We start from the raw sequence: 25955 nt of genomic DNA, 5'->3' as shown, positions 1-25955 counted from the left end.
GTCGGTGCGGCTCTCAGCGACCGCCGAAGTGGATGACCTCGGCGTGCTCGGTACCGTCCTCGTACCAGACGAACTCCACCTGAGAGATCCGCTCCGACGGACGTGAGCCGAGTGAACGCCGCGACTTGTGCGCGAGTTCGGTCCACACCGCCGGGGCGAGGTCCTTCGCGTGGATCAGTGGGATGTGGAACGTCGACGCCTCGACGGGGCGCTCGTCCGGTCGCTGGAAGTCGGTGGTCGCCAGCGCGGCGCTCAGGCTCGAATACGTCGAAGTGAGGGATGCGGTGCGGGTGAGGCGGACCATCACGATCTGCAGAGGCGCGGGGAACGCATCGACCGCCTCGGCGACCACATCGACCGGATGCTGTCCGGCAGCCCACTCGTGCAGCATCGTGCTCAGCTGCTCACGGCGATCGGGTTCCGCGAAACCGCGCAGCGTGACGTAGCCGGATCGAGGGTGCGGAACGTCCGCGCGGCCCAAGGCGGCGGCCTGCTCCGAGCGGAAGACATCGGCGACCGTGGTGGTCGGGCGCAGCACGAGGAACTGCTGTCCCTCGAGTGAGGCGAGCTGGTCGGGGGTGTCCATGAAAGGGCGACGCATGTCTCGACACTACGGGCCTCCCGCCGTGCCGCGCGGATCTGGCGGATATACCGGGGCGCGGCGGGAGTGTCGGGGAGCCGGTCAGGCCATGGCGAGAGCCGTCTTGGCGGAGGTCGTGCGCCGGAGGACCACGGCCACGGTCGTCGCGACGAGCGAGAGCACGCCCCACACGACGAGACCCGCGACAGCGGCACCGTCGGGCGCGATCAGTCCCGCGAATGCGGGAGCCGTCGGCAGCGCAGCGCCGAGATCGGCGAGCCATCCCGGCACCGTCGAGATGAGCCCGGTGGCGACCGCCAGCACACCCACGAGCGCGCTGACCCATCGCCCGACTCCGCCGAACACCGCCACGAGAGCCTGATTCACGGCGGCGAATGCGATTCCTGCGAGAACGGCGGTACCGGCGAAGGCCCACCATGCACCCGCGTCGTACTTCGCGACGAACTGCACGATGAGAGAGACCAGCAGCCCCTGGGCGGCGCCGATGACTGCAGCGGGGAGCAGGGCTCGAAGCGCGAGCCCTGCCGACGAGCGTCGAGAGGTCAGCGCACGGGCAGTGTGGGCCCTCATCACGAGGAACGAGGCGAGCGCGCCGAACCAAAGGACGACGGCCGTGAGCAGGGGGATCGCGGTCGGACCGAAGATCGTGGTGGCGTCGGCGCCCTTCGAGGCCACCGGATCGGCGATGACCGACGCGAGAGACGTCGACTCCGCGTCGCTGAACGAGGGGAGCGATTCGGATGCCGTCGCCAGGCCGCCGGCGAGGTCGTTCGTCCCCGTGGCGAGGGTGTCGAGGCCCGTGACGAGCTCCGTCGCGCCCGATGCGAGCTGGGTGGCGCCGTCGGAGAGCTGCCCGGCACCGGATGCGAGCGACCGAGCCCCCGATGCGGAGGCGACGAGTCCGTCGGTCGCGAGCTGGTTGAGGCCGTCGGCGAGCGTCGTCGCGCCCGCGCCGGCCTCGTTCAGTTGCGTCGACAGCGTGCTGAAGGCGCCGGGCAGACCCGCGACGCCCGGGGCGACGTTCGTCAGGTAGCCCGAGGCCGTGCCCGCCGAGGTGGCAGCTGTCACGGCGTCGCCGGCCGCGGCCGCGAGCTGGGCGCACAGTTCACCGGAGGTGGCGGGATCGCAGGTGGCTGCCATTGCGCCCAGGGTCTGCGCCAGTGCAGCGGTCTGCGAGGCTGCGTCGGTGGCAGCGCCCGTACCGGTCTGGATCGCACCGACGAGCTGCGTCATGCTGTCGGCGTTGTTCTGCAGTTCGGTGGCGCCGTTCGTGAGCCCCAGACCGATCTGCGACGCACCCGCAGCAGCCTCACGCGTCTTCGAGGTCAGGGTGTCGAGTCCGTCGGCGAGAGACGACGCCCCCGTTCCGAGATCTGCTGCTCCCGAGGCGAGCTGCGTGGCGCCGTCGGGAATCGCCGCAGCACCTGTCGCAGCATCCCGCGCGCCGGTGGCGAGCTGCGAGGCCCCGTCTGCCGCCTCGCCGATCTGATCGCCGATGGTCGTGAATCCGACCAGGATGTTCTCCGTGGTGGCCTCCGACAGCATGGTGCCGAGGCTCGATGCCGCGACGGTCGCGATCTGGCTCGTGATGAGGTCGTCGGCGACGAGTCCGTCGTCAGGAGTCGTCACTTCGATCGTCGCCTGCTCGGCGTCGCCACCGCCGTCGGCGATCGCCTGGCCGGCCGATGTCGCTGCCGCGGAGAACTCCTCGGGGATGGTGATGACGGCCTGGTACGAGCCGTCGGCGAGACCGTCCTTCGCGTCGTCCTCGTTCGAGATGACCCAGGTCAGATTGGAGTCCAGCTCATCCGATCCCTCGACGAGTCCCGACGCGAGCTGACGCCCGAGCGGGGTGAGCTGGCCGTCGATCTCGACGGGCTCGTCGAGATTGACGATCGCCGCCGTCATCGAATCCAGTCGCTCCGTCGGATTCTGCAGAGCCGCGACCAGGATGCCGCCGACGGCTGCGGGCAGCAGCAGGACGCCGAGGATCGTCAGCCACGTGATCGGTTTGCGCGAGCGGGCGCGCTCGATGGGGAGGGTCATGCTTTCACCTCGGTCGATTCGGAGGTTTCGTCTGCGCCGTGCGACGCGGTGGAGAGGGGGTGGTCGTGCGCGACCGCGGGTGCGTCGACGTCGATCACGTCGGCAGCGGCACGACCCGCGTCCGCCAGGGCCTCGAGGGCGACCTCGGGGGAGAGAGAGGTCATCAGCACCGCTGTCGTCGCGTTCGCGTCGCGCAGGCGCGCGGCCAGCTGGTCGCGCTCGGAACGGGAGAGCCGGTCGACGCCGTCGATCACGACCAGAGCGGGCGTGCCTCGAAGTGCCTCCGACAGGTCTGCCGAGAGGGTACCGGCGTCTGCGACCACGACGGCGCCGACGTGCGCCCGCACCCATGCCGCGCGACCGGGCAGCAGGTGGCCCGCGACCCGCAGGCGCCCGCCTTCGGGAGTCACACGTCCTGCGATCGTGAGCGCCAGCGCGCGGAGCGCTCCCGCAGACGAACCGGTCAGAACGGCGGCCGACCCCGGGCCCACCCGCAGGTGGAGTCCCTCGATGTCGGCGCCGGCGAGAGGAAGATCGTCGGCGGCGACCACCGAATCGTCTCCCGGCCATTCGGCCAGGTGACGCTCGCGCTCGACCGCCTCGCCCTCGATGTCGACGCTCGGGAGGATCCGCTCGAGCCACGCCGGGATCTCCCACGCGCGCTCGCCGAGGATCGCCATGAGTGCAGGGATCAATGTCATCCGCACCAGGAACGCGTCGATCGCGATTCCGGCGGCGAGTCCGAGTGCGATGGGCTTGAGTGACGAATCGCCCTCGGGCACGAACGCGACGAACACGGCGAACATGATGAGCCCGGCGGCGGTGACGACCTTGGCCGACCCGGTGAAGCCGCTTCGCACTGCGCGCAGCGCGGCTGCCCGTCGAGTGGCTCGATCGGGGCTCTTGCCCTCCGGATCGTGCACGAAGTCCTCGCGCATGCGCGACACCAGGAACACCTGATAGTCCATCGCGAGTCCGAACAGCACGCCCATCAGGATGATCGGCATGAAGCTGATGATGGGACCCACCTTCGCGACGTGCAGGGCATCGGCGAACCAGCCCCACTCGAACACGGCGCCGACGATGCCGAACGCGGCCACGATCGACAGCAGATATCCCGCAGCCGCGGTGATCGGCACCCAGAGGGAGCGGAACACGATGGTCAGGAGGATCAGGGAGAGGCCGATCACGAAGACGCCGAACGGCAGCAGGGCGTTGCCCAGCTGGTCGGAGATGTCGATGCCGACAGCGGTGAAGCCGGTGACCTTCAGATCGATTCCGAATTCGTCGAGCCACTCGTCGTGGTGCGCACGCAGTTCCCGCACGAGGTCGGCGGTGGCCGGATCGTCGGGTGCCGTCTCGGGGATGATCTGCACGATGCCGGTGTCGGCGGTCTCGTTCGGGGTCGCGAGGGCGACCTCCTTGACCCCGTCGATCTTCGCGACCTCGTCGCCGAGATCTTCCATCAGAGTCAGGGGATCGGTCGAGGTGACGATCGTGCCGGTCAGGATCAGCGGTCCGTTGAACCCGGCGCCGAACTCCTCGGCCACGAGGTCGTAGCTCTGCCGCGCCTCGCTGTCCTTCGGCAGCACACCTGCGTTCGGCAACGCGAGATTCAGGCTCAGCGCGGGAACGGCGACGATGCCGAGTCCGAGCACCACGGCCAGCGACACGAGGATCGGACGCCGGGTGACGCCCGCGACCCAGCGGTCGCTGAACGCGCGTCGAGGAGCGGGTGCGGGGGCACCCTTCTTCGCCTTCGGCGCCTTACGGGGGCGGCCCACGATCCGGCCCTTCATGAAGCCGAGCAGTGCGGGCGTCAGCGTCACCGCGATCGCGACGGCGACGGCGACGGCGGCCGACGCCGCGATGCCCATGGTCGTGAGGAACGGGATGCCCGCAAAGCCGAGTCCGATGAGCGCGATCAGCACCGTCACCCCGGCGAACACCACCGCAGACCCGGCGGTGCCCACGGCGCGAGCGGTCGACTCCTCGGGGTCCACGCCCTCGCGGACCTGGTCCTGGTGTCGAGCCATGATGAACAGTGCGTAGTCGATGCCGACGGCGAGCCCGAGCATGAGTGCGAGGAGGGGAGTGGTCGAGGAGACCGTGGCGAATGCGGTCGCGGCGAAGATTCCGGCCATCGAGATGCCCACACCGAGAACCGCGGTGAGCAGTGGGAGGCCCGCGACCACGAACGAGCGGAACGTGACGATCAGCACGAGCAGCGCGATGAGCAGACCGACCGCTTCGGTGAGCGTCACGCCGGGGATCGAGGTGGCGAACAGCTCGCCCCCGAGCGAGGTCTGCGATCCGTCGGGGAGATCGGCGGCGAGGTCGGACACCACTGACCTGAGGTCGTTCTCCGTCTGCTCCGAGACGTCGGTGGCCTGACCGTCGAACTGCAGGCGGATGATGCCCGCCGTCTCGTCGTCGTTGATCATGCCGCTGACCATCTCGTCGTACGGAGAGGTCGCCGAGAGCACCGAGTCGTCGAGGTCGGCGAGCTCGTCGACCGCATCCTCGATGTCACCCCGGTACGCGTCGTCGGTGATGGAGTCTCCGTCGGCGGCGACCACGATGATCTGCGCGCTCGTCCCGCTGACTGCGGGGAACGAGCGGTTGAGCTGCTCGAGACCCGCCTGCGACTCGGTGCCGGGGATCGAGAAGGAGTTGTCCGTTCCCGCGCCGAGCACGAGCGCACCGGCTCCGGCGATGCCGAGGGCGAGGAGCCACGAGACGAGGACGCGCCACGGATGCCGGTAGGACCAGCGGCCGAGCGAGGACAGGAGTGTGGACACGAGTCTCCTCAGGGGGATGCGGGATTAGATACACATGTGTATCCAATACATAGATGTATCGTAAGGTGATCCGAGCCCTGGAGTCTGTGTGCGGGGTGTGAGATCCTTCGACAGGCTCAGGAACCCAGTGGGAAGATGAATCGATGACGACATCCGCTACCCGTAGTCGCGAGAACACGCGAGCCAGGCTTCTGGATGCCGCAGCCCAGGTCTTCGCAGAAGTGGGCCTGGACGGAGCATCCGTCGAGGCGGTCTGCGACCGCGCCGGATTCACGCGAGGCGCGTTCTATTCGAACTTCGAATCCAAGGACGAGCTGTTCCTGATGCTCGCCGGAAGCGTGGCCGAGCAGCGGGTGAATGCGGTACGCGATCGAGTCGATGAGATCGCCGCAGAGGGCGGACTCGAAGCCGGGTGCGACCCCGTGGACCTGGTGCAGCAGATCATGGACGCGGGAGGCGACGACCGCCTCGGTGTGATGCTCATGAGCGAGATCCGTATCCGTGCACTGCGAGACGCGCAGTTCGGTGCCGCCTACCTCGTGCAGGAGCGCGAGATGGTGTCGAGCATCGCCGTCATCATCACGGACATCGTCTCGGTGAGCTCACTCGAGTTGAAGATCCCGGCCGACGAAGCGGCCCGCATGCTCATGATCATCTGGGAGGGGGTGACGGTTCGCGGAGCGATGGCCGGTCAGGACTCCGACCAGCTGCGTCACTCCGGCGGCGAGGAACTCGGACGGCTCGTGCAGCTGCTGCTCGCCGAGTGAGCGTCGGTCAGCGCGCGTCGAGCACGGCGTAGCACCGCTTGAGCCGCTCGAGCCACCAGTCGCGACGGTCGTCCGCGGCGGCGAGACGGGTGAGCGCCGCCGCATCCGGGGTCACTCTCGCTGCTGTGATCGAGCCGTCGACCGGGCGAAGGTCGGCGACATCGTCGAGGAACAGCGATGAGGTGCCGAGCCCGCAGTCGTAGTCGAGTGTCGGAAGGGCGGCGGCGAGCGCCGCACCCTGGGACAGGCCGATCGCGGTGTCGAGTGCACTGGAGACGACTACCGGAAGCCCGGCGGCGGTGACGATCTGCAGCGCATGGGTGATGCCGCCGAGCGGCTGCGCCTTGATCACCAGCAGGTCAGCGGCCTTCTCGCGGGCGACCGCGAGCGGGTCGGACGACTTGCGGATGCTCTCGTCGGCGGCGACCGGGATGCCCATGTACTTCACACGAGCGCGCAGCTCGGCGAGTTCGGGAACGGTCGCGCAGGGCTGCTCGACGTACTCGAGGTCGAATTCGTTGAGAGCATGCACGGCATGCTCGGCCTCATCGACGTTCCACATGCCGTTGGCATCGACACGGATGCGCCCCTCGGGCCCCATCGCCTCGCGCACAGCACGTACGCGGGCGACGTCATCCGCCAGCGTCTGACCGGGCTCCGCGACCTTGACCTTCGCGGTGCGGCATCCGGCGAATCGCGCCAGTACCTCGGCGACCTGCGCGGCGTCGATCGCCGGAACGGTGGCGTTCACTCCGATGCGGTCGCGCAACGGCTCGGGCTGCACGCGCCAGGCGAAATCGATCGCCGCGGCGAGCCACGTCGACGCCTCGGCATCCTCGTACTCGACGAACGGCGAGAACTCCGCCCATCCCTCTGGGCCTTCGAAGAGCAGTGCCTCGCGGGTGTCGACGCCGCGGAAACGCGTGTGCATGGGAAGCGAGACGACCCTGGCCGAGCCGAGCAGATCTGCGAGCGGTGGGAACATGTGCTCATTCTGCTGTGTCGAGAGCGCTGCGGCATCCGCCGTGCCGCTCGGGGCAGCATCTCCGCGCATGCCGGCACCCGATTCCTGCCCGTCACATAAATGTGTGATTGACAATGGTGTGTGACGCACAGTAATGTGATGGACATGAACGAAACCCTCGACACGCATCTGCAGGAACTGCGCCGCGGCACGGTGGTGCTGGCCTGCCTGCAGCTGCTGCGCACCGCGGGGTACGGCTACGGGCTGCTCGAAGACCTCGAGCGCCGCGGCTTCGCCACCGATGCGAACACGCTGTACCCGCTGCTTCGCAGGCTCGAGAAGCAGGAGTACCTCACGAGCGAGTGGAACACCGACGAGGCCCGGCCTCGCAAGTTCTACCGCACCTCGGAGGCCGGCATCCGGCTCGCCGACACTCTGACCGAAGAATGGCGATCGCTCACGACGGCGATCGCCACCCTCACAGCTGAGGAGATCTGACATGACCACGACAGCGACGCTCACCGAGCGCTACATCAGCGCCACCATCCGCAGCCTCGACCCCGCGGTGCAGGACGACGTCCGCGCGGAGCTCGAAGCCTCCATCGCCGACGCGATCGAGGCACGGCTCGAACAGGGGGAGACGCCGTCTGCGGCCGAACGCGCCGTCCTCACCGAACTCGGCGACCCCGGCATCCTCGCCGCGGGGTACGCCGACCGCCCGCTGCACCTGATCGGACCGAAGTACTACCTGGCGTGGTGGCGACTGCTGAAGCTCCTGCTCATCATCGTGCCGATCTGCGCCTTCGGTGGTGTCGTTCTCGGACAGCTCATTGACGGCGCGCCGACCGGCGAGATCATCGGCACGGCAGTGGTCGCCGCACTCGGATCCATCGTGCACGTCGGATTCTGGGTGACGCTGGTCTTCTTCATCCTCGAGCGCGCCGGCACGGACACCGGCGTGAAGTGGAACGTCGACCAACTGCCCGAGCCGACGCAGAACGGCGCGGGCCGTGCGGATGCGATCGCCTCGATCGTCTTCCTCCTGCTCGGTGTGGGCGCGGTGTTCTGGGATGCCTTCATCGGTTTCTTCCCGACAGGCGGTGCACCGATCGCGCTCCTGAACCCGGGGCTGTGGCCGTGGGGCATCGCCTTCTTCCTCGCCCTGATCGCTGCCGAGGCGCTGCTCGCGGTCGTCGTCTACGCCCAGCGACGCTGGACGATCGGCGCCGCAGTGGTCAACACCGCGCTCGCGGTCGTGTTCGCCGTCTGGTCGCTCACGCTGCTCGTGCAAGGAGAGCTGATCAACCCGGAGTTCCTCAGTTTCGTCTTCACCGACAACGGGGTGACGGATGAGACCATGCGCGTTCTGACCACCATCACCGGTTTCGCGCTCGTGGCCTTCCCACTCTGGGACATCATCGACGGATGGATCAAGACGGCACGCGCTCGCCGCAGCTGAACGCAGCATCCAGACGGCGTCGCCTCCTCGAGGCGACGCCGTCTGCGTGTGCAACCCGGGCGGGAATAGGCTGGATGCTGTGACCAGCGCATTCGTCTCAGACCTGTTCGACCCGGACGAATGGGTGCTCGCGCCCGGTGCCGAGGACTACACCGACATCACCGCCCACGTGAGCACCGACGGCGGAGTCGCGCGCATCGCGTTCAACCGTCCCGAGGTTCGCAACGCCTTCCGCCCGCACACCGTCGACGAGCTGTACCGTGCGCTCGACGATGCGCGGCAGAACCCGCGCATCGGGGCGGTGCTGCTGACGGGCAACGGGCCGAGCCCGAAGGACGGCGGCTGGGCGTTCTGCTCCGGCGGCGATCAGCGCATCCGAGGCCGCGACGGCTACAAATATGCTTCGACAGGCTCAGCAACCCAGGGTGCGTCGGAGCAGCCCGCAGTGGGACGCCTGCACATCCTCGAGGTGCAGCGGCTCATCCGCTTCATGCCGAAGGTCGTCATCGCGGTCGTTCCCGGATGGGCGGCGGGCGGCGGGCACTCGCTGCACGTCGTCTGCGATCTCACGATCGCTTCGGCGGAGGAAGCACGGTTCAAGCAGACCGACGCCGACGTCGGCAGCTTCGATGCCGGATACGGCTCCGCCTACATGGCGCGCCAGACGGGGCAGAAGTTCGCGCGCGAGGTCTTCTTCCTCGCCGAGGAGTACTCGGCGCAGCGCGCGTACGAGGCCGGTGCTGTGAACCGTGTGGTGCCGCACGCCGAGCTCGAGCGAGAAGCCCTCACGATGGCGCGCACCGTGCTCACCAAGTCGCCCACCGCGATCCGGATGCTGAAGTTCGCCTTCAACGCGGTGGACGACGGACTCGTCGGCCAGCAGGTGTTCGCGGGGGAGGCCACACGGCTCGCCTACGGCACCGATGAGGCCGTCGAGGGGCGCGACTCGTTCCTCGAGAAGCGCGACGCGGACTGGTCGTCCTTCCCCTGGCACTACTGATCTCCCTGACAGCATCGAGTGGATCGAGACGCACATGGTCGCACTGAGGTCGACGGATGCCGAGGATCCGGCTGAGCTCCGCGACGCACTCGCACATGCTCTCGACGGCGGTCCGGCGCTCGGGTTCGGCATGCTCGGCGATGCACCCAGGCACGTGCCCGACGGCACCGCTGTCGTCATCGCGACCTCGGGGTCGAGCGGCGTCCCCAAGCGCGTCGCCCTGAGCGGCGAGGCGCTGCGGGCGAGCGCCGATGCGACAGCCGCGAGGATCGGTGGCGGCCGATGGCTGCTCGCCCTTCCCGCCGGCTACGTCGCCGGGCTGCAGGTCATCGTGCGCTCGCTGATCGCGGGCACGCACCCGGTGGCGGTGAGCGGACGGTTCTCGCCGGTGTCGTTCGCCGAGTCGACCTTCTCGATGCTCCGCCCCTCGGCGGGCGGGTCCGGCGCGATCCCCGAGCTGTACACCTCGCTCGTGCCCGCGCAGCTGTCGACGCTGCTCGACGCCGCCGACGACGCACCGGTGCGGGCCGCGCTGCAGGCGTACCGCGCGATCCTCGTCGGAGGGCAGGCCCTGCCGGAGCCGCTGCGCGAGCGGGCTTCAGACCTCGGCGTGCGCCTGGTGCGCACCTACGGCTCGACCGAGACCAGCGGTGGATGCGTCTACGACGGCATACCGCTGGACACCGTCGCCGTCCGCACGGTCAACGGCGAGCTGCGCCTCGCGGGTCCGATGCTCGCCGACGGCTATCTGGGCGACGGCGAACTCACGGCGAAGAACTTCTCGCGTGATGAGCACGGCATCCGCTGGTATCACACCGGTGATCTCGGGCTCGTGGAAGACGGGGCGGTTCGCGTGCACGGGCGGGCCGACAACGTGATCGTCTCCGGGGGGATCAACATCTCCCTCGACCGCGTCGAACGCCTGGTGCGCCGTGTTCCGGGGCTCACGGGCGCGGTCGTGGTGGGCGTGGCGGACGAGCGATGGGGCGAAGCATCCGTGATCGTCGCCGCTCGGGGCGAGGCGCTGCGTCGCACCGAGGCCGAACAGCTCGCGCATGCCAGGGAGATCGTCGAGGGCGAACTCGGCAAGCATGCGCGACCTGCACGTCTGATTCTGGTCGACGCGCTCGACGTCCTCGTTTCGGGCAAGCCCGACCGCGAGGCGATCCGCCGGGCAGTCGCCGACGTGCGTTGAGCGGGCGGAAGGCCCGAGCCCGACACTGTGCCAGACTGGGGCATGGCCATCTACACGCACGGGCACCACGAGACTGTCCTCCGATCGCACAGCAGTCGTGACATCGCGAACTCGGCGGAGTACCTGCGCCCGCACCTCACCGCCGGGGCGAGGCTTCTCGACGTCGGCGCGGGCCCCGGCAGCATCACGGTCGACTTCGCCCGTCACGTCGCCCACGTCACAGCCACCGAGATCGACGAGACGGCGCTGTCGCTCTCACGGGATCGCGCCGCGAACGCAGGTCTGGAGAACCTCGACTTCTCGGTCGAAGACGTGCACGCCCTGAGCTTCGCCGACGACAGCTTCGAGGTCGTGCACGCCCACCAGGTGCTGCAGCACGTCGCCGATCCCGTGCAGGCGCTTCGGGAGATGCGCCGTGTGGCAGCGCCAGGGGGCGTGGTCGCCGTCCGAGACGCGGACTACGCCGGATTCATCTGGTTCCCCGTGCTGCCGGAGCTCGATCGGTGGCTCGACCTCTACCGTCGGGCTGCGCGGGCGAACGGCGGTGAGCCCGACGCAGGTCGGCGCCTGCTGGCGTGGGCTCGGGCCGCGGGGTTCGAGGACATCACGGCGACCACCTCCAACTGGACGTATGCGACGCCCGAGGATCGCGCCTGGTGGGGCGGGATGTGGGCTGACCGCATCCTGGAATCCGCGCTCGCGCGACAGCTGGTCGACAGCGAGATGGCGACGCCCGAGGATCTGCAGTCCATCAGCGACGCCTGGAAGCGCTGGGCCGACGACGGCGACGGCTGGTACCTCGTGCCGCACGGAGAGATCATCGCGCGGGCCTGATCCCGCACTCGGATACATCTGCAGGCGGATGCGTGGTGCGCGCCGTCCCGCGTAGCGTGGGGGAGTGATCCGACCGCTCTCTCGCACGGCGCTCGTGCTCGACATCGTCGGCGCGGCGCTTCTCTTCGTCATCCTCACGCCGTTCTCGGTCGTGTTCTACGGTCCGGGGTCGATCGGCGAGGGAATCGACGGTGCAGCTGTCGCCTCCGTCGTCGTCGCGGGCATCCTGATGTTCGGCGGAGTCGCGATCGGCAGACTCGCTCCCGGACTCGCGCTCGGCGCAGCATGGGCGGGCGCCGTCGTGCAGATGCTCTCCGGATTCGGGCCGCTTCCGATCGACGTCGCGATCCTCCTGGTGCTCTATGCGACCGCGGCCTGGGGGTCCCGAGCCGTGCTGTGGTGGGGATTCGGGTCAGCGCTGCTCGGCGCGTTCGTGTCGGCGGTCTATCTGGTGGTCGTCACCGGCGTCGCGTCCGGAGCCAGCGGATGGGATCAGCTGACCACCGGCACTCTGCTCCTCGTGGTCTCGGTATTGGCGCTCGGCTTCGCCTGGGTCTGCGGACTGCTGTGGCGCGTCGTGCTCCGCGCGCGGAGCACTCGTGCGGCTCAGCTGCAGGCCGAGTCGCTGGCCGCCGAGGAGCAGGAGCGTGTGCGGATCGCCCGTGACATGCACGACATCGTGGCGCATTCGCTCGCGGTCGTGATCGCGCAGGCCGACGGCGCGCGGTACGCCGCCGCGTCGCAGCCGGAGATGGCGGACGAGGCACTGACGACCATCGCCCAGACGGCGCGTGGCGCCCTGAGTGACGTTCGTCTGCTGCTCACGCAGCTGCGGCACCGGCAGGGAGACGGGCCCCAGCCGACGCTCGCCGACCTCGAGGCACTCTTCGCCCAGGTGCGCCAGGCGGGGATCGAACCCCGCATCACGGTCGACCCGACGCCTCCCGGCGAGCCGCCGGGCGCGATCCAGCTCGCCGTCTATCGAATCCTCCAGGAAGCGCTGACCAACGCGATCAGGCACGGCGACGGCTCCGTCGACGTGCACCTCGCCTGGCTTCCCGATCGGGTCGATGTGCACGTCCGCAACACCGTGCGAGCAGGGAGCGCGCCGGGCGGTGGCGGACACGGGGTCATCGGCATGCGAGAGCGCGCCCAGCTCGTGGGCGGTAGCCTGCAGGCAGAGCGGGACGGCGTGCAGTTCGTGGTCCATGCGTCGCTGCCGATCGGAGAACCAGCATGATCAGGGTCGTACTCGTCGACGATCAGGCGCTCTTCCGCGCGGGGATCCGGATGCTCGTCGCATCGCAGCCCGACCTCGATGTGGTGGGCGAAGCGGGCGACGGCCGCGAGGCGGTGACGCTCGTGCGATCGGTTCGCCCGGATGTCGTGCTGATGGACATCCGCATGCCCGTGATGGACGGCCTGGCGGCGACCGCCGAGATCCTCGCGCAACCCGATCCGCCCCGCATCGTGATGCTGACGACCTTCGATCTCGATGAGGCCGCCGCTCGGGCGATCCGTCAGGGGGCCAGCGGATTCCTGCTCAAGGACGCCGACCCGGAGTTCCTGCTGGCGGCCATCCGCACCGTGCACGCCGGGTCGAGTGTGATCGCCGCATCGGCGACACGGGAGCTCTTCCAGCACTTCGCCGAGGCGCCGAAGCCCGTTCCTCAGCAGTTCTCCAGCCTCACCGACCGCGAACGGGAGATCTTCGCCCTCGCCGCACGCGGGCTGTCGAACAGCGAGATCGCCGCGCGCGAGTACCTCAGTGAGGCGACGGTGAAGACGCACATCAGCCGCATCCTCACGAAGCTCACGCTGCGTGACCGCGTGCAGCTCGTCGTGTTCGCCTTCGAGCACGGTCTCGCCTGAACCGAGGGTGTCCGCGCGGATCATCCTTGCGATGTACGCGAATGAGCCCAGCGGGCGACGCGGCGCGAGGGCATCCCGAAATAGCGTCGTGGACATGGAGATCACGACCAGCGACCTCGGGCTCGCAGCCCGCGTGCAGCACCTCAGCAAGACCTACGGGGCCGGCGAAGGAACCGTCCGCGCGCTCGACGACGTCAGCGTCGGCATCCGCCGTGGACAGTTCACGGCCATCATGGGCCCCTCCGGCTCGGGAAAGTCCACGCTCATGCACATCATGGCGGGCCTCGACACCCCGTCCGCCGGGCGGGCATGGATCGGCGACACCGAGATCACCGGCCTCGGCGATCTCGACCTGACGATCCTGCGTCGCCGCAGGGTGGGCTTCATCTTCCAGGCCTTCAACCTCGTACCCACCCTCACGGCGATGGGCAACATCATGCTTCCGTTCGAGCTCGACGGGCGGCGACCGAGCGCCATCGAGAAGGCGCGCATCGACGGTCTCGTCGAGACGCTGGGGCTCGGCGCGCGACTCCAGCACCGCCCGCACCAGTTGTCGGGCGGCCAGCAGCAGCGGGTCGCGATCGCCCGCGCGCTCGCCACAGCACCCGACCTTGTTTTCGCCGATGAGCCGACCGGAAACCTCGATTCGACGACGGGACGCGAGGTGCTGCAGCTGCTCGCAACCGCGAGCCGCGAACACGGGCAGTCGATCGCGATGGTGACGCATGATGCGATCGCCGCGAGTCACGCGGATCGGGTGCTGTTCCTCGGCGACGGACGCCTCGTCGCCGACCACCCGCGTCAGACCGCCGAGGAGATCTCGGCGTACATGCTCGCGGCCGAGGTGGCGGCATGAGCGCCGTTCTCGCCCCCGTCGTCGACACGGTCGTGCCGCAGACGGCATCCACGGGCCCTCGACTCGGCTGGCTGCGCGAGCGGGGCATGGGCGCCAGCATCCTGGTCGCCGCGCTGTCGGCCGCCTTCGGAGTGGTCCTCGTCGAGGTCACGGCATACCTCGGCGCCGTGCTGCAGGCCGATCCCTTCATCGGGGACAGTGACACCCTCGCCGTCATCGTCGCCCTGCTGTCGGTGCTGCTCACGGCGGTGGCCATGTATGTCGCGGCGATCGTCACGGCGAACACCTTCTCGACGATCATCGCGGGGCGCACCCGCAGGATCGCACTGATGCGCCTGATCGGAGCGACTGCTCGATCTCAGCGTGCCGAGGTGGGGCGGCAGGGCCTCGCCGTCGGGATCATCGGCGCAGCGACCGGGGTCCTCGCCGGTCTTCTGCTCTCGGCGATCGGAGTGCAGGTCGGATCGACGCTCATCGAGCACCAGCCGTTCGGATTCTCGCTCGCGCAGCCCTCCCTCCTGCTGCCCGCGATCGGCGTCGCGCTGACGACCTGGGCTGCGGCATGGGTCGGGTCGAGGCGGGTGCTCGCGGTCACGCCGCTGCAGGCGATCGGAGGCTCCGTCGAACGCACTCATGAAGAGATGTCGCGCCCCGGGCGCCACCTCGGGGCCTGGGTTCTCCTCGTCTCAGGCTCGCTGCTGCTCGCCGGAGGCGTGGTCCTCGGGCTGGTGCATCCGCTGGGGGTCGTCGTGGCGTTCTTCGGAGGACTCCTGTCGTTCACCGGCCTCGCTCTCGGCGCCGTGCTGTTCATGCCTCCGGTGCTGCGTCTGGTCGGTCGCATGTTCGGGTCCAGTGCGACGGCCCGACTGGCTGCCGAGAATGCACTGCGGTACCCGGAGCGGTCCTCGCGCATGGCCATCGGTGTGGTCATGGGGGTCACGCTCGTCACGATGTTCGCGGTGGCGCTCGAGTCGGTCAAACAGATGCTCATCGGTCAGTCGGAGGGGTCGATCCCCGATGAGTTCTTCGCGCCATTCGACGCCTTCGCCGCGATCATGATGCTGCTCGTCGCCGTCTCTGCGGTGATCGCCGCGGTGGGCCTGGTCAATCTCCTCACCATCGGCGTCGTGCAGCGTCGTCGCGAGCTCGGTCTGCTGCGCTCGATCGGACTCTCCAACCGGCAGGTGCGTCGCATGGTGCTGCTGGAGGCGACGCACATCACGGTCGCCGCGACGATCACGGGTCTCGCGCTCGGCCTCGTGTACGGATGGGTCGCTGCCCAGTCGCTGCTCGGTTCGACCCCGACGCTCCCGGACTTCGAGCCGGCAGGTCTCGTGGCGCCGCACGTGCCCTGGCTGCCCATCGCGATCATCGTCGTCGCCACGGTCGTGCTGACACTGGTCGCGGCAGCCGCGCCGACACGTCTCGCCACTCGCGTGGCTCCCGTCGAGGCGCTTGCGGCCGACTGACCTGAGGCGGCAGGTCCCGTCGGCGTCATGCACCGGCGGGACCCCTTCCTGCGGCATAAGCTGGACGGATGCCGTCGCCGTTCGACCAGTCCACGTATCAGGTGCGCCTCGAGTGGGGCGTCGAGGGACTCGCGCGTCTCGCGCCCGCTGACATCGTCGTGGTGGTCGATGTCCTGCGATTCTCCTCGTCAGTGGCCGATGCCGTGGCCGCCGGTGCCGAGGTGACTCTCGAGGGCGCTGTCGCATGGTCGCGCAACGGTGCCCCCGTGGCAGCGGCAGCGGCAGCGCAAGGTCCCACAGTGCTTCTGGGCAGTCTTCGCAACGCCGGCGCCGTCGCTCGTGCCGTCGTCGGCCTGCAGAACCGGCGTCAGGCTCGCACGTCCGTCGCCGTCATCGCGGCGGGTGAGCGCGACGAGGCGGGTGTGGTGCGGTTCGCGGTGGAGGATCACCTCGGGGCGGGCGCGGTGATCGACGCGCTCACCGACCTCGGCATCGACCACACGTCGCCCGACGCGGCCGTCGCCGCCGAGGGCCTTCGGGCGCTTCGCAGAGCCCTGCGTCACATGGTGAGCGCCAGCGGGTCCGCACGCGAGATCACCGAGGGAGTGGCTGCCACGACCACGATGGCTGAGGCGGGCATCGCTCCGACGTCGGCGGCCGCTGCCGCCGAGCTCGATGCGGTCGACGCCGTGCCCGTCTTGCGCGACGGAGTGTTCGTCGCGTTCGAGTAGCCGACGTGGGCGGCGCAGTCGAGGACAGGCCGCGCTTTCGCCGCACGATCCGACGACCACGACGTAGGGTCGGGAGATGCGGTACGTCCCTGCTCTGCTCCTCGACGCGGTCTTCGTTCTCGTCTTCGCGGCGATCGGTCGCGCGTCGCACGATGAGAATCCCGCGGGTTTCCTCCTCACCGCGTGGCCGTTCCTCGTGGCGCTCGTCGTGGGCCATCTCGTCGCGGCGCTCCTGCCCCGACGACCGCGTCGCCCGTGGGGGCTCGCGTGGGGTGCGGCCGTCTGGGTCGTGACGGTCGCGGGCGGGATACTGCTGCGCGTCGTCTCGGGTGACACCGCCCAACTTCCGTTCGTCATCGTGGCGACGATCACGCTCGGTGTACTGCTGATCGGCTGGCGCGCCGCAGCGGCACTGATGCGGCGCCGTCGTGCCGGTCGCGCGGCCGCGGGGCATCCGCCCGTCACCGACGAGGCCGGACTCGACCAGGGGGCCGGACTAGATCGGGAGTCCGGAGCCGACGAGCCCGGCTCCGCGGCAGACCACCGACGCTGAGCCGCTCAGCGCGACATCTGCGCGGCTGTTCTGGCGTCGGCAGTGATCTCGCGCCGAGCCCAGGCGAACTGGTATCGAGCATCGAACGCACGTGAGCACCGCGCACACGACGTCGGACGGGAGGGGCGCCTGTGCCGATACGTGACATGACCTGACGGGCACGTGCCCACCCAGGGTGCGAGTTCCACGGCTGTCTCGCCATGATGGGTGGTGCCGCCCACATAGCCGAGATCGCGCGCCACTCTCTTCCAGGTGGGGCCATGCGCTGCTTCGTGCCCCGCGAGCGCGTGCGCGACCTCGTGCAGCAGCACCTGATGGATCTCGTCATCGTCGAATCGGGCGGCCAGATACCTCGACACGGTGATGCGCTTCTTCGTGTAATCGCACTGCCCGGCGCGGCGCTTGGCGTGATCGAAGCCGAAGGCCCAGCTGTCGTCGAGGTACAGCGCGATCAGTGCTTCGCCCCAGACCCGCACCCGGTCAAGTTCCGCCATGCGATCAGGCTAAGCCATGCCGCCGACATCGCTCGGCATCGGGGCGTCAGCCCACGGGGAGAGGTGCGGGGCGACGCCGTTCGGCGGCCTCGATCGCGAGGAGCACCGTCTCGAGTTCGCTGTCGGCCGCGCCCGCTTCACGGCGTAGGAACAACGACTGCTTGAAGCTCTCTCGCGCGGTCTCGTAGTCGCCGGCCTCGTAGGCGTTCTTGCCGTGGTGCTGGTAGGCGAAGGCTGCGATCGACAGCCACCGCTGGCCCTCGGCTTCGGAGGCGCAGGTCGCGAGCTCCTGCTCCGCAGCGGCGTGGGCGCCCCGATACTGCAGCACCGTGGCGTGCAGTACTCGTGCGCGCAGCACGTCCCTGCGGGTTCCGGCCATGCGCGCCTGGCGCACCGTCGTGTCGGCCAGCGAGAGAGCTTCGTCGAGACGTCCGAGCACCTTGAGCAACCACACGCGCTCGAGCAGAGCGGGAAGGCTGCGCTGTTCCTCGATCTCCTCGAGCCTCGCCGCGCATTCATCGAGATCGACCAGTTCGCGAAGACTCTCCCGGTCGTATCCTCGGATGAAACTCATTGCTCTCCTTCCGCAGCGTCCCCTGCACCAGTCTGCCCCGAGTGCGCCGGCTTGTGGGGTCGGCACGCCCCGGGTCGACCGCATCCGGGTCGCATTCGAGAGCGGGTCAGCGCAGGAACAGCGAGGCGTCGGGACGAGGAGAGGCGACGGCATCCTGATCCGTGACCACTCGCGCGCCCTGCACGAACGCCGCGACCTCAGCCCCCTGGGCGATCTTGGCCGGATGCGGTCCTGCCGCCAGCATCCGGGGGAGCCATTCCGACGGCAGCGGCGATGCGGAGGCGGCGATCACGAGATTGCCGAATCGCCGTCCCTTCAGAACCTGGGCGTCTGCGAGGACCCCGATCTCGGGCAGCACCTCGGCGACCGTCGCGACCTGCCGGCGGGCGAAGGCGAGTCCGGGCCCGTCGGCGACGTTGACGAGCAGCACACCAGCGGGGCTCAGCAGCTCGGCGACCTCGCGGTAGAACTCGACGCTTGTCAGGTGAGCCGGCGTCTGTGCCCCCGAGAAGACGTCCGACACGACCAGGTCGCAGGCGCCCGCGATCGCGGGGGCAGGCGGCGGACGCCTTCGCGGGCGTCGCCGATGCGCAGTCGGATCGCGGCACCGCGGGGGAGCGGCAGGTGTTCACGCACCAATGCGGCGAGGGGTGCCTCGAGCTCGATCACCTGTTGGCGGGATCCGGGGCGGGTCGACTCGATGTAGCGGGGGATCGTGAGTGCGCCGGCACCGAGGTGCACGGCGGTGAGCGATCCGGAGGGGAGCTGATCGATCACGGCGCCCATGCGAGCGATGTACTCGAAGTGAAGATGAGTAGGATCGTCGAGGTCGACATGCGACTGGGGAGTGCCGTCGACCACGAGCTCATAGCCGCTCGTGAATTCGGACGGGGTGATGCGGGCCTCGCCGCCGTGGTCGAGCCGGGCGTGCGGATGCTCGGTGTCGCGAGCGCGTGTCCGTCCCATTCCTCGAGACTACGCGGCCCCGAGGCGCTCGTGGAACGGCCGGAATAGGGGCTCCGAAGCCCGATGTTACGGGCAAGTGACGTTTCTGGGAATAACTTGCAGGGAATTAGTTAGTGATGAATACTTTTTCCTAACCGGGTGGGTTCCCGAAGCCACCAGGACGTTCAAAGAGGAGATCCCTGATGCATAAGCGCATTCTTCCGGTCGTGGCGCTCGGCGCCGTGGCCACCCTGGGCCTGGCGGCCTGCGCCGGTGGCGCGACCGACAACGGCGGGTCTGCAGACGGAGAGGGCCAGGAGCTCACCGTCTGGATCATGAAGGGCACCAACCCCGACGCGAGCGCGTTCTACGACGAGGTGTCCGCGGCGTTCGAGGAGGAGACCGGGGCGACGGTCAAGATCGAGGAGATCCAGTGGGCCGACGCCCACGATCGCTTCGTGACGTCGATCGCCGGTGGTACCACGCCCGACATCGCTGAAACGGGTACCACCTGGACCGCTGAGTTCGCCTATTCAGGAGCACTCGAGCCGCTTGACGAGTACGTCGATGCCGAGGACGGGCTCCGTGACGACCTCGTCGACGGCCTTGAGGTCGCCGGCACCTACGAGGACGAGCTCTACGGCATGCCCTGGTACGCCGGCGTCCGCTCGATCGTCTACCGCACCGACGTGTTCGAGGAGCTCGGTCTCGAAGCTCCGAAGACGTGGGACGACATCGTCTCCGCCGGCGAGGCCATCAAGGCGGCCAAGCCCGACATGCTGCCGTTCCCCGTCGCGGGCGACGCCGAGTTCCAGGTCTACCCCTGGGTCTGGGGCGCCGGCGGCGAGGTCGCGACCCTCGACGGCGACACCTGGACGAGCGAGCTCGACAGTGACGAGTCGCAGGCCGGGATCGAGTTCTACACCGGGCTCGCGACCGAGCACGGCTTCTCGTCCGCCGGAGCGACGACCTGGAAGGAGACCGACCTCCGTGACTCGTTCACGCAGGGCAACGTCGCCATGATGCTCTCCGGCTCGTGGACGCCCAAGGCGCTCATCGAGGCGAACCCCGACCTCGAAGGCAAGATCGGCGCGGCCGTGATCCCCGGTGAAAACGGCGGCATCGCTCCGTCCGTGCTCGGTGGATCGCACCTGTCGGTCTTCAACACCACCGAGAACGCCGAGCTCTCGTGGGAGTTCGTCAAGCTCATGACCACGGGCGAGTTCGCCGAGAAGTGGGCAGATGAGACCGGCTACTTCCCGGGCGTCCAGTCCGCGATGGAAGAGGCTCTCGCCTCGACCGACCCGCTCGTCGCTCCGTTCGCGCAGCAGATGGTCGAGGGCGGTGCCTCCGTGCCGGTGACGCCGAACTTCGGTGCCGTGCAGGCGAAGAAGACGACGAACTCGATGATCCAGGCGATCCTCAGCGGACAGAAGGACGTCGCCACGGCGACGAAGGACGCCGCTGCTGAGATGACCGACCTTCTCAACCAGTAAGGCTGTATCCCTCCATGTCGATGGTGCAAGCGCCACTGCCGGCCACGAAGACGGAGTCCACCTCCGCCTCCGTGGCCGGCGGCCGGCCGCAGAACAAGCGGGGACTCTCGCTGATCACGGCCCGTCCCTGGCTCCTCCTCGCCCCGGGCCTGGTCATCCTCGCGGTGCTCATGCTCTGGCCGCTCATCCAGGTCGTCATCTACTCGCTGCAGGACTACGGTCTGCGCGAGATCAACACCGGTGAGAGCAACTGGATCGGCGTCGACAACTACGTCGAGGCGCTCACCAACCCGACGCTGTGGACGGTCGTCCTGCCGAACACGGTCGGCTTCGCCGCCGTCGCCGTCTTCGTCACGGTGACGGTCGGCACGCTCGTCGCTCTGCTGCTCGCGAAGCTCGGCCCCGTCTGGCGCACGATCGTCTCCAGTTGCATCATGGTGGCCTGGGCGATGCCCGCCGTCACCGGCACCTACGTCTGGACCTTCATCTTCGATGCCGACCGAGGCATCTTCAACACCGTTCTGCAGGATCTCGGTCTCATGGACGATCCGGTCAACTGGTTCACGAATCAGTGGTCGTTCTACGCGATCGTGCTGCTCAACGTCGTGCACCACGGCTTCCCGTTCGTCGCGATCACGGTGCTCGCAGGCCTCCTGGGCGTCTCGAAGGAGATGCTCGAAGCGGCAGCGCTCGACGGCGCCAACGCCTGGATGCGCTTCTGGAAGATCATCTTCCCGACCCTGAAGCCCGTGTTCTCCGTGGTGATCATCCTGTCGACGATCTGGGACTTCAAAGTCTTCGCGCAGGTCTATCTCATGCCCGGTGGCGGTGGCGGCAACCGATCGGTGCTCAACCTCGGCGTCTGGTCGTACGTCGAGTCGTTCGGGCAGAACCGCTACGGATTCGGCGCCGCGCTCGCCGTGCTGCTCACCCTCGTGCTGATCGGCATCACGATCGTCTACATCCGGTCCCTCATGAAGGAGGACGAGCTGTGAACCCCCGCCCGTCTGTCATGTCGCGTGTCGGCACCGGCATCGCGATCGCCGCGGTCCTGATCTTCACGCTGTTCCCCGTGTACTGGATGGTCTCCAGCGCGCTCGACGCCAAGGCCTCCAGCGGAGGCCAGTCGCTGCTGCCCCAGGAATTCACACTCGACAACTTCGCGTTCGTGCTCACGGACGGCGGTTTCGGCACGTACCTGCGCAACTCGGCCATCGTCGCCCTGGTGACCGTGCTGGTCAGCGCACTGGTCTGCCTGCTCGCGGCCGTCGCGGTCGCGCGCTTCAAGTTCAAGTTCCGCACCACGATCCTCATGATGATCCTCGTCGTGCAGATGGTTCCGCTCGAAGCCCTCGTCATCCCGCTCTTCCTGCAGGTCAAGAGCCTCGGACTGCTCAACAGCATCCTGGGGCTCATGGTCGTCTACGTGGCACTGTCGCTCGCCTTCGGCATCTGGATGCTGCGCGGCTTCGTCGCGGCTGTTCCCGTGGAGCTCGAAGAGGCCGCCTACATCGACGGTGCCAGCTGGTGGCGGATGTTCCGCTCGATCCTGCTGCCGCTCGTGATGCCCGGTCTCGTCGCGACCAGCATCTTCAGCTTCATCACGGCGTGGAACGAGTTCATCTTCGCCATGACGATCCTCGGCAGTGCGACCGATCAGTACACGGTGTCGATCGGTCTGAAGTCGTTCTTCGGTCTGCACTCCAACGACTGGGGCAGCATCATGGCCGCGTCGACGATCATCACGATCCCCGTCATGGTCTTCTTCGTCATCGTGCAGCGGCGCCTGTCGGCAGGAATGGTCGCCGGAGCCGTGAAGGGATGACCGACGAACTCGAGCGTCTCGCGCACGGGGTGCTCTGGCCGGGGTTCTACGGAACCGAGGCTCCGGCATGGCTTCTCGACGCGCTGCGAGACGGACTCGCGGGTGCCGTGTACTTCGGCCAGAACGTCGGCGAGGGGCTGTCGGGGCTGAGCGACCAGATCCTCGAGGCGAACCCCGCAGCCCTCATCGGCATCGACGAAGAGGGCGGCAGCGTCACGCGTCTCGAGTCCGGCGGGGGATCGACCCTTCCGGGGGCCGCCCAGCTCGGTCTGGTCGACGACCTCGCAGCGACCGAGGCGACCGGCGCCGAGCTCGCGCGCCGCGTCCGTGCGATCGGCGGCAACGTCGTGCTCGGTCCTGTCGCCGACGTGAACACCGATCCGCGCAACCCGGTGATCGGGGTGCGGTCGTTCGGCAGCGATGAGCACGTGGTGTCCCGGCACGTCGTCGCCGAGATCGAGGGCCTTCAGCGCGGGGGCGTCGCCGCCTGCGTGAAGCACTTTCCCGGCCACGGCGACACTCACGTGGACTCGCACCATGCGCTTCCGGAAATCTCGCTCGACGTCGAGGAGTTCGAGCGAGTGCACCTCGCGCCGTTCCGTGCGGCGGTCGCTGCCGGAGTCGACACGATCATGACGGCGCACATCGTGGTACCTGCGTGGGGGGCGGAGCCCGCCACCCTCAATCCACGGATCCTCGGGATGCTCAGGGAGTGGGGCTTCGAGGGCGTCATCGTCACCGACGCGCTCGACATGGCCGCGATCCGCGAGACCGTCGGGATCGGGGCCGGAGCAGCTCGTGCGCTCGCCGCCGGTGCCGATCTGCTGTGCATCGGCAACCCCACGAACCCCGGCAGGGAGACTTTCCCCGATCAGGACCAGCGCGACTTCCTCGTCGCACGCGACGGAATCGTCCAGGCGCTGCGCGACGGGTCGCTCCCGCGCGCGCGGGTCGAGGAGGCGGCTCGCCGAGTCGCTGCGCTGTCGCAGACACTGCGCGCCAGGTCGGTGGACGCGCGTGGCGAGGAATCGTCGGATGCCGCCTACCCGGGCGAGGAGATCGTGCGCCGTGCCGTGCGCGGTGCGCAGCGCGAGGCATCGGCGCTCGCGGTGCTCGATGTTCGGCGTCGGGCATCGCTCGCCGTCGACAGTGCCGCGGCGTACGTCGCCTCGACCCTGGCGGGCGGTGGACACGTCTCGCGACTCGATGTCGCACGCAGTTCGGCGGAGCAGCAGGATGCGGCGCTCGACGACGTGATCGCCGCCGAGGGGGTGACCGTCGTCCTGATCGATCGACCCGATGCCGACGACGCGCAGCGCGCGCTCGTCGAGAGCGCGGCCCGACGCGACCCAGAGGCCGTCGTCGTGAACGTCGGACTCCCGCCGCAGCGCCCGCTCGCACTTCCTGTCGTCGAGGTGGGGGCGGCGAGCCGGATCGGCGCGCAGGCCGCCAGGGATCGGCTGAGCGGAGCATACGCCCGCGGCCGCGGTTCGTCACCGGGTGATGCGGTCGAGGACGACTGAGGCAGGATGGCATCGTGGATGCTGATGTTCTCGCACTGGTACGCCGAGCCGTACCGCGCCTGAGCGCGGCGGAAGCCAAGGTCGCCGAGACGATTCTCGGCGATCCCACGCTGGTGGTCGACCTCGCCATCAACGACCTGGCACGGCTGTGCAGCACATCGCTGTCGACCGTCGCCCGCTTCGCGCAGTCGCTCGGGTTCAGCGGATATCGAGAACTCCGCGTGGCCGTCGCACGCACTGTCACGCTGGCTCAGGCGCAGCAGGCGCGCTTCGGACTCGACACCACGGCGATCAGCCCTGATGACGAACCCGCGGCGATCGCCGCGAAGATCGCCGCGCAGGAGATCGATGCGATCGAGAAGACCGCCCGGGGGCTCGATGCATCCGCCCTCGATCGCGTGGCACTCGCCCTGGTGGCGGCACGCCACATCGACCTGTTCGGCCAGGCGGCCTCGTCGCTCACCGCACAGGACCTTCAGCAGAAGCTCGCCCGGATCGGATGCTCGGTGGCGCACTCCGCCGATCCCCATCTCGCCGTGACCACCGCGTCGTTGCGCTCGTCGCAGGACGTGGTCATCGGCTTCTCGCACGGCGGCGAGACGGCGGAGGTGGTGCGAGCTCTCGAGGTCGGTCGAGACGCGGGCGCGCTGTCCGTCGCCATCACGAGTGCAGGCGATTCCACTCTCGCGCTCGCCGCTGACGTCGCACTGCTGACGCATGCGCACGAGTCGCCTTTCCGCATGGCGGCGATGTCGAGTCGCATCGCCCAGCTCGCTCTCGTCGACATCCTGTTCGTCCGTGTCGTGCAGCACAGGGGAGAGCCTGTCTCGGTACCCCTGCAGCTCACCCACGAGGCTGCTGCTCCGCGCCGCCGCCCCGCTCGCTGATTCCTCCGGGCGGCGTCTGCGGCCGCCGGCACGGGAGCTCAGTCGATGTGGTCGCGCGTGCTGCGGAGCGCTCGTGTCGCGATGCGATGCGCGCGGGCGAGGCTGCCCGTGAGCGACAGATCGCTGAGGATGCCGGCCAGGAATCCCGCCGCGAACGCGTCTCCCGCCCCTATCGTCTCGACGACGGGCACATCGAGCGCAGAACTCTCGATCCGTTCCATTCCGTCGAAGGCCGTCGCGCCTCTCGGACTCGTGACGATGAGATGGCGAGGCTCGGCGATGAGAGCGCGAACATCGTCGGGGTCCGAGGTGCCGAACACGGCCTCCGCGTCAGGGGCGGTGCAGAACACGGCGTCGGCGCGGCGCGCGAAGTCGGCGATCACGGCACGGCCCTCGTCTTCGCGTCCGCGCCACAGCGCCGGACGCCAGTTCACATCGAAGCTGAGGATCCGTGATCCACGGGGGAGGGCGTACACGGCGTCCTGGGCGGCGTGCGCTGTCGCCGACAGTGCAGGGGTGATCCCTGTCGTGTGCACGACTGCGGCCGCGTCGAGCAGGCGCGCGACTGTCGGATCGGCGATCATGGCGGGCGACATCGCCGCGGCGGCCGACCCTCCGCGGTAGTAGTGCATCCTGCCGCCGACGGACCCGTCGGTCAGCGGCGCGAGTTCCTTCACGTAGAGGCCCGTGGGCGCGTGGGGATCGACCTGGATCGCCGAGTCGTCCACACCGTGCCGGCGAAGCTCTGCGCGCAGGAAACGTCCGAATCCGTCACCGCCCACGCGTGACACCACCGCCGCCCTGACGCCCGCGGATGCCAGCGCGATCGCCGTGTTCCACTCGGCCCCCGCGAGGGAGCGATGGAAGGTGCGCACGTCTTCGAGCGGACCGGCGACGGCCGGGAGGAACGAGACGAGTCCCTCGCCGAGGCAGACGGCGAGGGGGGATGTGTCGGGCACGCTCTGGAGATTACCGGATCGCCGGACGGCCGGACATCCGTAACACGAATGAAACCTCCAGGTGTTTGGCATCGCCTCGCGCACTGGGTAGTTTCGAGGAATCA

The 25955-nt window shown here is 68.8% G+C and carries 24 protein-coding genes and 1 pseudogene; 17 read left to right on the top strand and 8 right to left on the bottom strand.

Going from position 1 to position 25955, the window contains the following annotated elements; genetic code table 11:
* Positions 1–13: 13 nt before the first annotated feature.
* The 3 genes from ACZZZN_RS11430 to ACZZZN_RS11420 all read right to left on the bottom strand — a co-directional run bounded on the left by ACZZZN_RS11430 (position 14) and on the right by ACZZZN_RS11420 (position 5448).
* The gene (locus ACZZZN_RS11430; protein ID WP_463505263.1) at positions 14–601 is read right to left on the bottom strand and encodes a 2'-5' RNA ligase family protein; all 588 of its coding nucleotides are present in this window, start codon (positions 599–601) and stop codon (positions 14–16) included.
* A gap of 81 nt (positions 602–682) precedes the next feature.
* A complete protein-coding gene (locus tag ACZZZN_RS11425) occupies positions 683–2647 on the bottom strand; it encodes a YhgE/Pip domain-containing protein (protein WP_463505262.1) in 1965 nt (654 codons plus the stop codon).
* Entirely contained in the window at positions 2644–5448 is a 2805-nt protein-coding gene (locus tag ACZZZN_RS11420) for an MMPL family transporter (RefSeq protein ID WP_463505261.1), read from the bottom strand. The genes ACZZZN_RS11425 and ACZZZN_RS11420 overlap by 4 nt, the downstream gene beginning before the upstream one ends.
* A gap of 143 nt (positions 5449–5591) precedes the next feature.
* Here ACZZZN_RS11420 and ACZZZN_RS11415 point away from each other — a divergent pair, with 143 nt between their 5' ends.
* The gene (locus ACZZZN_RS11415; protein WP_463505260.1) at positions 5592–6215 is read left to right on the top strand and encodes a TetR/AcrR family transcriptional regulator; all 624 of its coding nucleotides are present in this window, start codon (positions 5592–5594) and stop codon (positions 6213–6215) included.
* A gap of 7 nt (positions 6216–6222) precedes the next feature.
* Here ACZZZN_RS11415 and ACZZZN_RS11410 read toward each other — a convergent pair whose 3' ends face one another.
* Positions 6223–7200: an o-succinylbenzoate synthase gene (locus tag ACZZZN_RS11410; protein WP_463506590.1), complete on the bottom strand. Its 978-nt coding sequence runs from the start codon at positions 7198–7200 to the stop codon at positions 6223–6225.
* Positions 7201–7344: 144 nt separating this feature from the next.
* Between ACZZZN_RS11410 and ACZZZN_RS11405 the strand changes: the two genes are divergently transcribed.
* The 11 genes from ACZZZN_RS11405 to ACZZZN_RS11355 all read left to right on the top strand — a co-directional run bounded on the left by ACZZZN_RS11405 (position 7345) and on the right by ACZZZN_RS11355 (position 17148).
* Entirely contained in the window at positions 7345–7677 is a 333-nt protein-coding gene (locus ACZZZN_RS11405; RefSeq protein WP_463506589.1) for a PadR family transcriptional regulator, read from the top strand.
* A gap of 1 nt (position 7678) precedes the next feature.
* Entirely contained in the window at positions 7679–8638 is a 960-nt protein-coding gene (locus tag ACZZZN_RS11400) for a permease prefix domain 1-containing protein (protein WP_463505259.1), read from the top strand.
* A gap of 79 nt (positions 8639–8717) precedes the next feature.
* Entirely contained in the window at positions 8718–9638 is a 921-nt protein-coding gene (locus ACZZZN_RS11395) for a 1,4-dihydroxy-2-naphthoyl-CoA synthase (RefSeq protein WP_463505258.1), read from the top strand.
* 34 nt (positions 9639–9672) lie between these two features.
* Entirely contained in the window at positions 9673–10833 is a 1161-nt protein-coding gene (locus tag ACZZZN_RS11390; RefSeq protein ID WP_463505257.1) for an AMP-binding protein, read from the top strand.
* Between the two features lie 42 nt (positions 10834–10875).
* Positions 10876–11667, top strand: a complete 792-nt coding sequence (locus tag ACZZZN_RS11385; RefSeq protein ID WP_463505256.1) for a class I SAM-dependent methyltransferase — start codon at positions 10876–10878, stop codon at positions 11665–11667.
* A 64-nt stretch (positions 11668–11731) separates the two neighbouring features.
* The gene (locus tag ACZZZN_RS11380; protein ID WP_463505255.1) at positions 11732–12907 is read left to right on the top strand and encodes an ATP-binding protein; all 1176 of its coding nucleotides are present in this window, start codon (positions 11732–11734) and stop codon (positions 12905–12907) included.
* Positions 12904–13539, top strand: a complete 636-nt coding sequence (locus tag ACZZZN_RS11375) for a response regulator (protein ID WP_463505254.1) — start codon at positions 12904–12906, stop codon at positions 13537–13539. Before ACZZZN_RS11380 ends, ACZZZN_RS11375 begins: the two co-directional genes overlap by 4 nt.
* A gap of 94 nt (positions 13540–13633) precedes the next feature.
* Positions 13634–14395 (top strand): ABC transporter ATP-binding protein, encoded by a 762-nt coding sequence (locus tag ACZZZN_RS11370; protein ID WP_463505253.1) that lies wholly within the window; start codon positions 13634–13636, stop codon positions 14393–14395.
* Positions 14392–15864, top strand: coding sequence for an ABC transporter permease (locus ACZZZN_RS11365; RefSeq protein ID WP_463505252.1), 1473 nt, complete (start codon positions 14392–14394; stop codon positions 15862–15864). The genes ACZZZN_RS11370 and ACZZZN_RS11365 overlap by 4 nt, the downstream gene beginning before the upstream one ends.
* 68 nt (positions 15865–15932) lie before the next feature.
* Positions 15933–16595, top strand: coding sequence for a 2-phosphosulfolactate phosphatase (locus ACZZZN_RS11360; RefSeq protein WP_463505251.1), 663 nt, complete (start codon positions 15933–15935; stop codon positions 16593–16595).
* Between the two features lie 76 nt (positions 16596–16671).
* Positions 16672–17148: a DUF3054 domain-containing protein gene (locus ACZZZN_RS11355; protein ID WP_463505250.1), complete on the top strand. Its 477-nt coding sequence runs from the start codon at positions 16672–16674 to the stop codon at positions 17146–17148.
* A gap of 5 nt (positions 17149–17153) precedes the next feature.
* Here ACZZZN_RS11355 and ACZZZN_RS11350 read toward each other — a convergent pair whose 3' ends face one another.
* From ACZZZN_RS11350 to ACZZZN_RS11340, 3 genes and pseudogenes are all read right to left on the bottom strand, one after another.
* The gene (locus tag ACZZZN_RS11350; protein ID WP_463505249.1) at positions 17154–17642 is read right to left on the bottom strand and encodes a SprT-like domain-containing protein; all 489 of its coding nucleotides are present in this window, start codon (positions 17640–17642) and stop codon (positions 17154–17156) included.
* Positions 17643–17688: 46 nt separating this feature from the next.
* Complete coding sequence (locus ACZZZN_RS11345) at positions 17689–18216, bottom strand: hypothetical protein (protein ID WP_463505248.1); 528 nt, start codon at positions 18214–18216, stop codon at positions 17689–17691.
* A 106-nt stretch (positions 18217–18322) separates the two neighbouring features.
* Positions 18323–19182, bottom strand: a pseudogene (locus ACZZZN_RS11340) (spermidine synthase).
* A 182-nt stretch (positions 19183–19364) separates the two neighbouring features.
* Here ACZZZN_RS11340 and ACZZZN_RS11335 point away from each other — a divergent pair.
* Genes ACZZZN_RS11335 through ACZZZN_RS11315 form a run of 5 tightly spaced genes read left to right on the top strand, consistent with a single transcriptional unit; the run spans position 19365 to position 24892 of the window.
* Positions 19365–20657 (top strand): sugar ABC transporter substrate-binding protein, encoded by a 1293-nt coding sequence (locus ACZZZN_RS11335; RefSeq protein ID WP_463505247.1) that lies wholly within the window; start codon positions 19365–19367, stop codon positions 20655–20657.
* 14 nt (positions 20658–20671) lie between these two features.
* On the top strand, positions 20672–21652 hold the full coding sequence (locus ACZZZN_RS11330; RefSeq protein ID WP_463505246.1) for a carbohydrate ABC transporter permease: 981 nt from the start codon (positions 20672–20674) through the stop codon (positions 21650–21652).
* Positions 21649–22482 (top strand): carbohydrate ABC transporter permease, encoded by an 834-nt coding sequence (locus ACZZZN_RS11325; RefSeq protein WP_463505245.1) that lies wholly within the window; start codon positions 21649–21651, stop codon positions 22480–22482. The genes ACZZZN_RS11330 and ACZZZN_RS11325 overlap by 4 nt, the downstream gene beginning before the upstream one ends.
* Positions 22479–24005: a glycoside hydrolase family 3 protein gene (locus tag ACZZZN_RS11320; protein WP_463505244.1), complete on the top strand. Its 1527-nt coding sequence runs from the start codon at positions 22479–22481 to the stop codon at positions 24003–24005. Before ACZZZN_RS11325 ends, ACZZZN_RS11320 begins: the two co-directional genes overlap by 4 nt.
* Positions 24006–24019: 14 nt before the next feature.
* Entirely contained in the window at positions 24020–24892 is an 873-nt protein-coding gene (locus tag ACZZZN_RS11315) for a MurR/RpiR family transcriptional regulator (RefSeq protein ID WP_463505243.1), read from the top strand.
* Positions 24893–24930: 38 nt separating this feature from the next.
* Here ACZZZN_RS11315 and ACZZZN_RS11310 read toward each other — a convergent pair whose 3' ends face one another.
* The gene (locus ACZZZN_RS11310; protein WP_463505242.1) at positions 24931–25851 is read right to left on the bottom strand and encodes a sugar kinase; all 921 of its coding nucleotides are present in this window, start codon (positions 25849–25851) and stop codon (positions 24931–24933) included.
* Positions 25852–25955: the final 104 nt, after the last annotated feature.

Source organism: Microbacterium sp. AC145 (assembly GCF_979258505.1).
The sequence above is the reverse complement of the archived record's forward strand: the minus strand, read 5'-3'. Positions and strand labels throughout refer to the sequence as shown.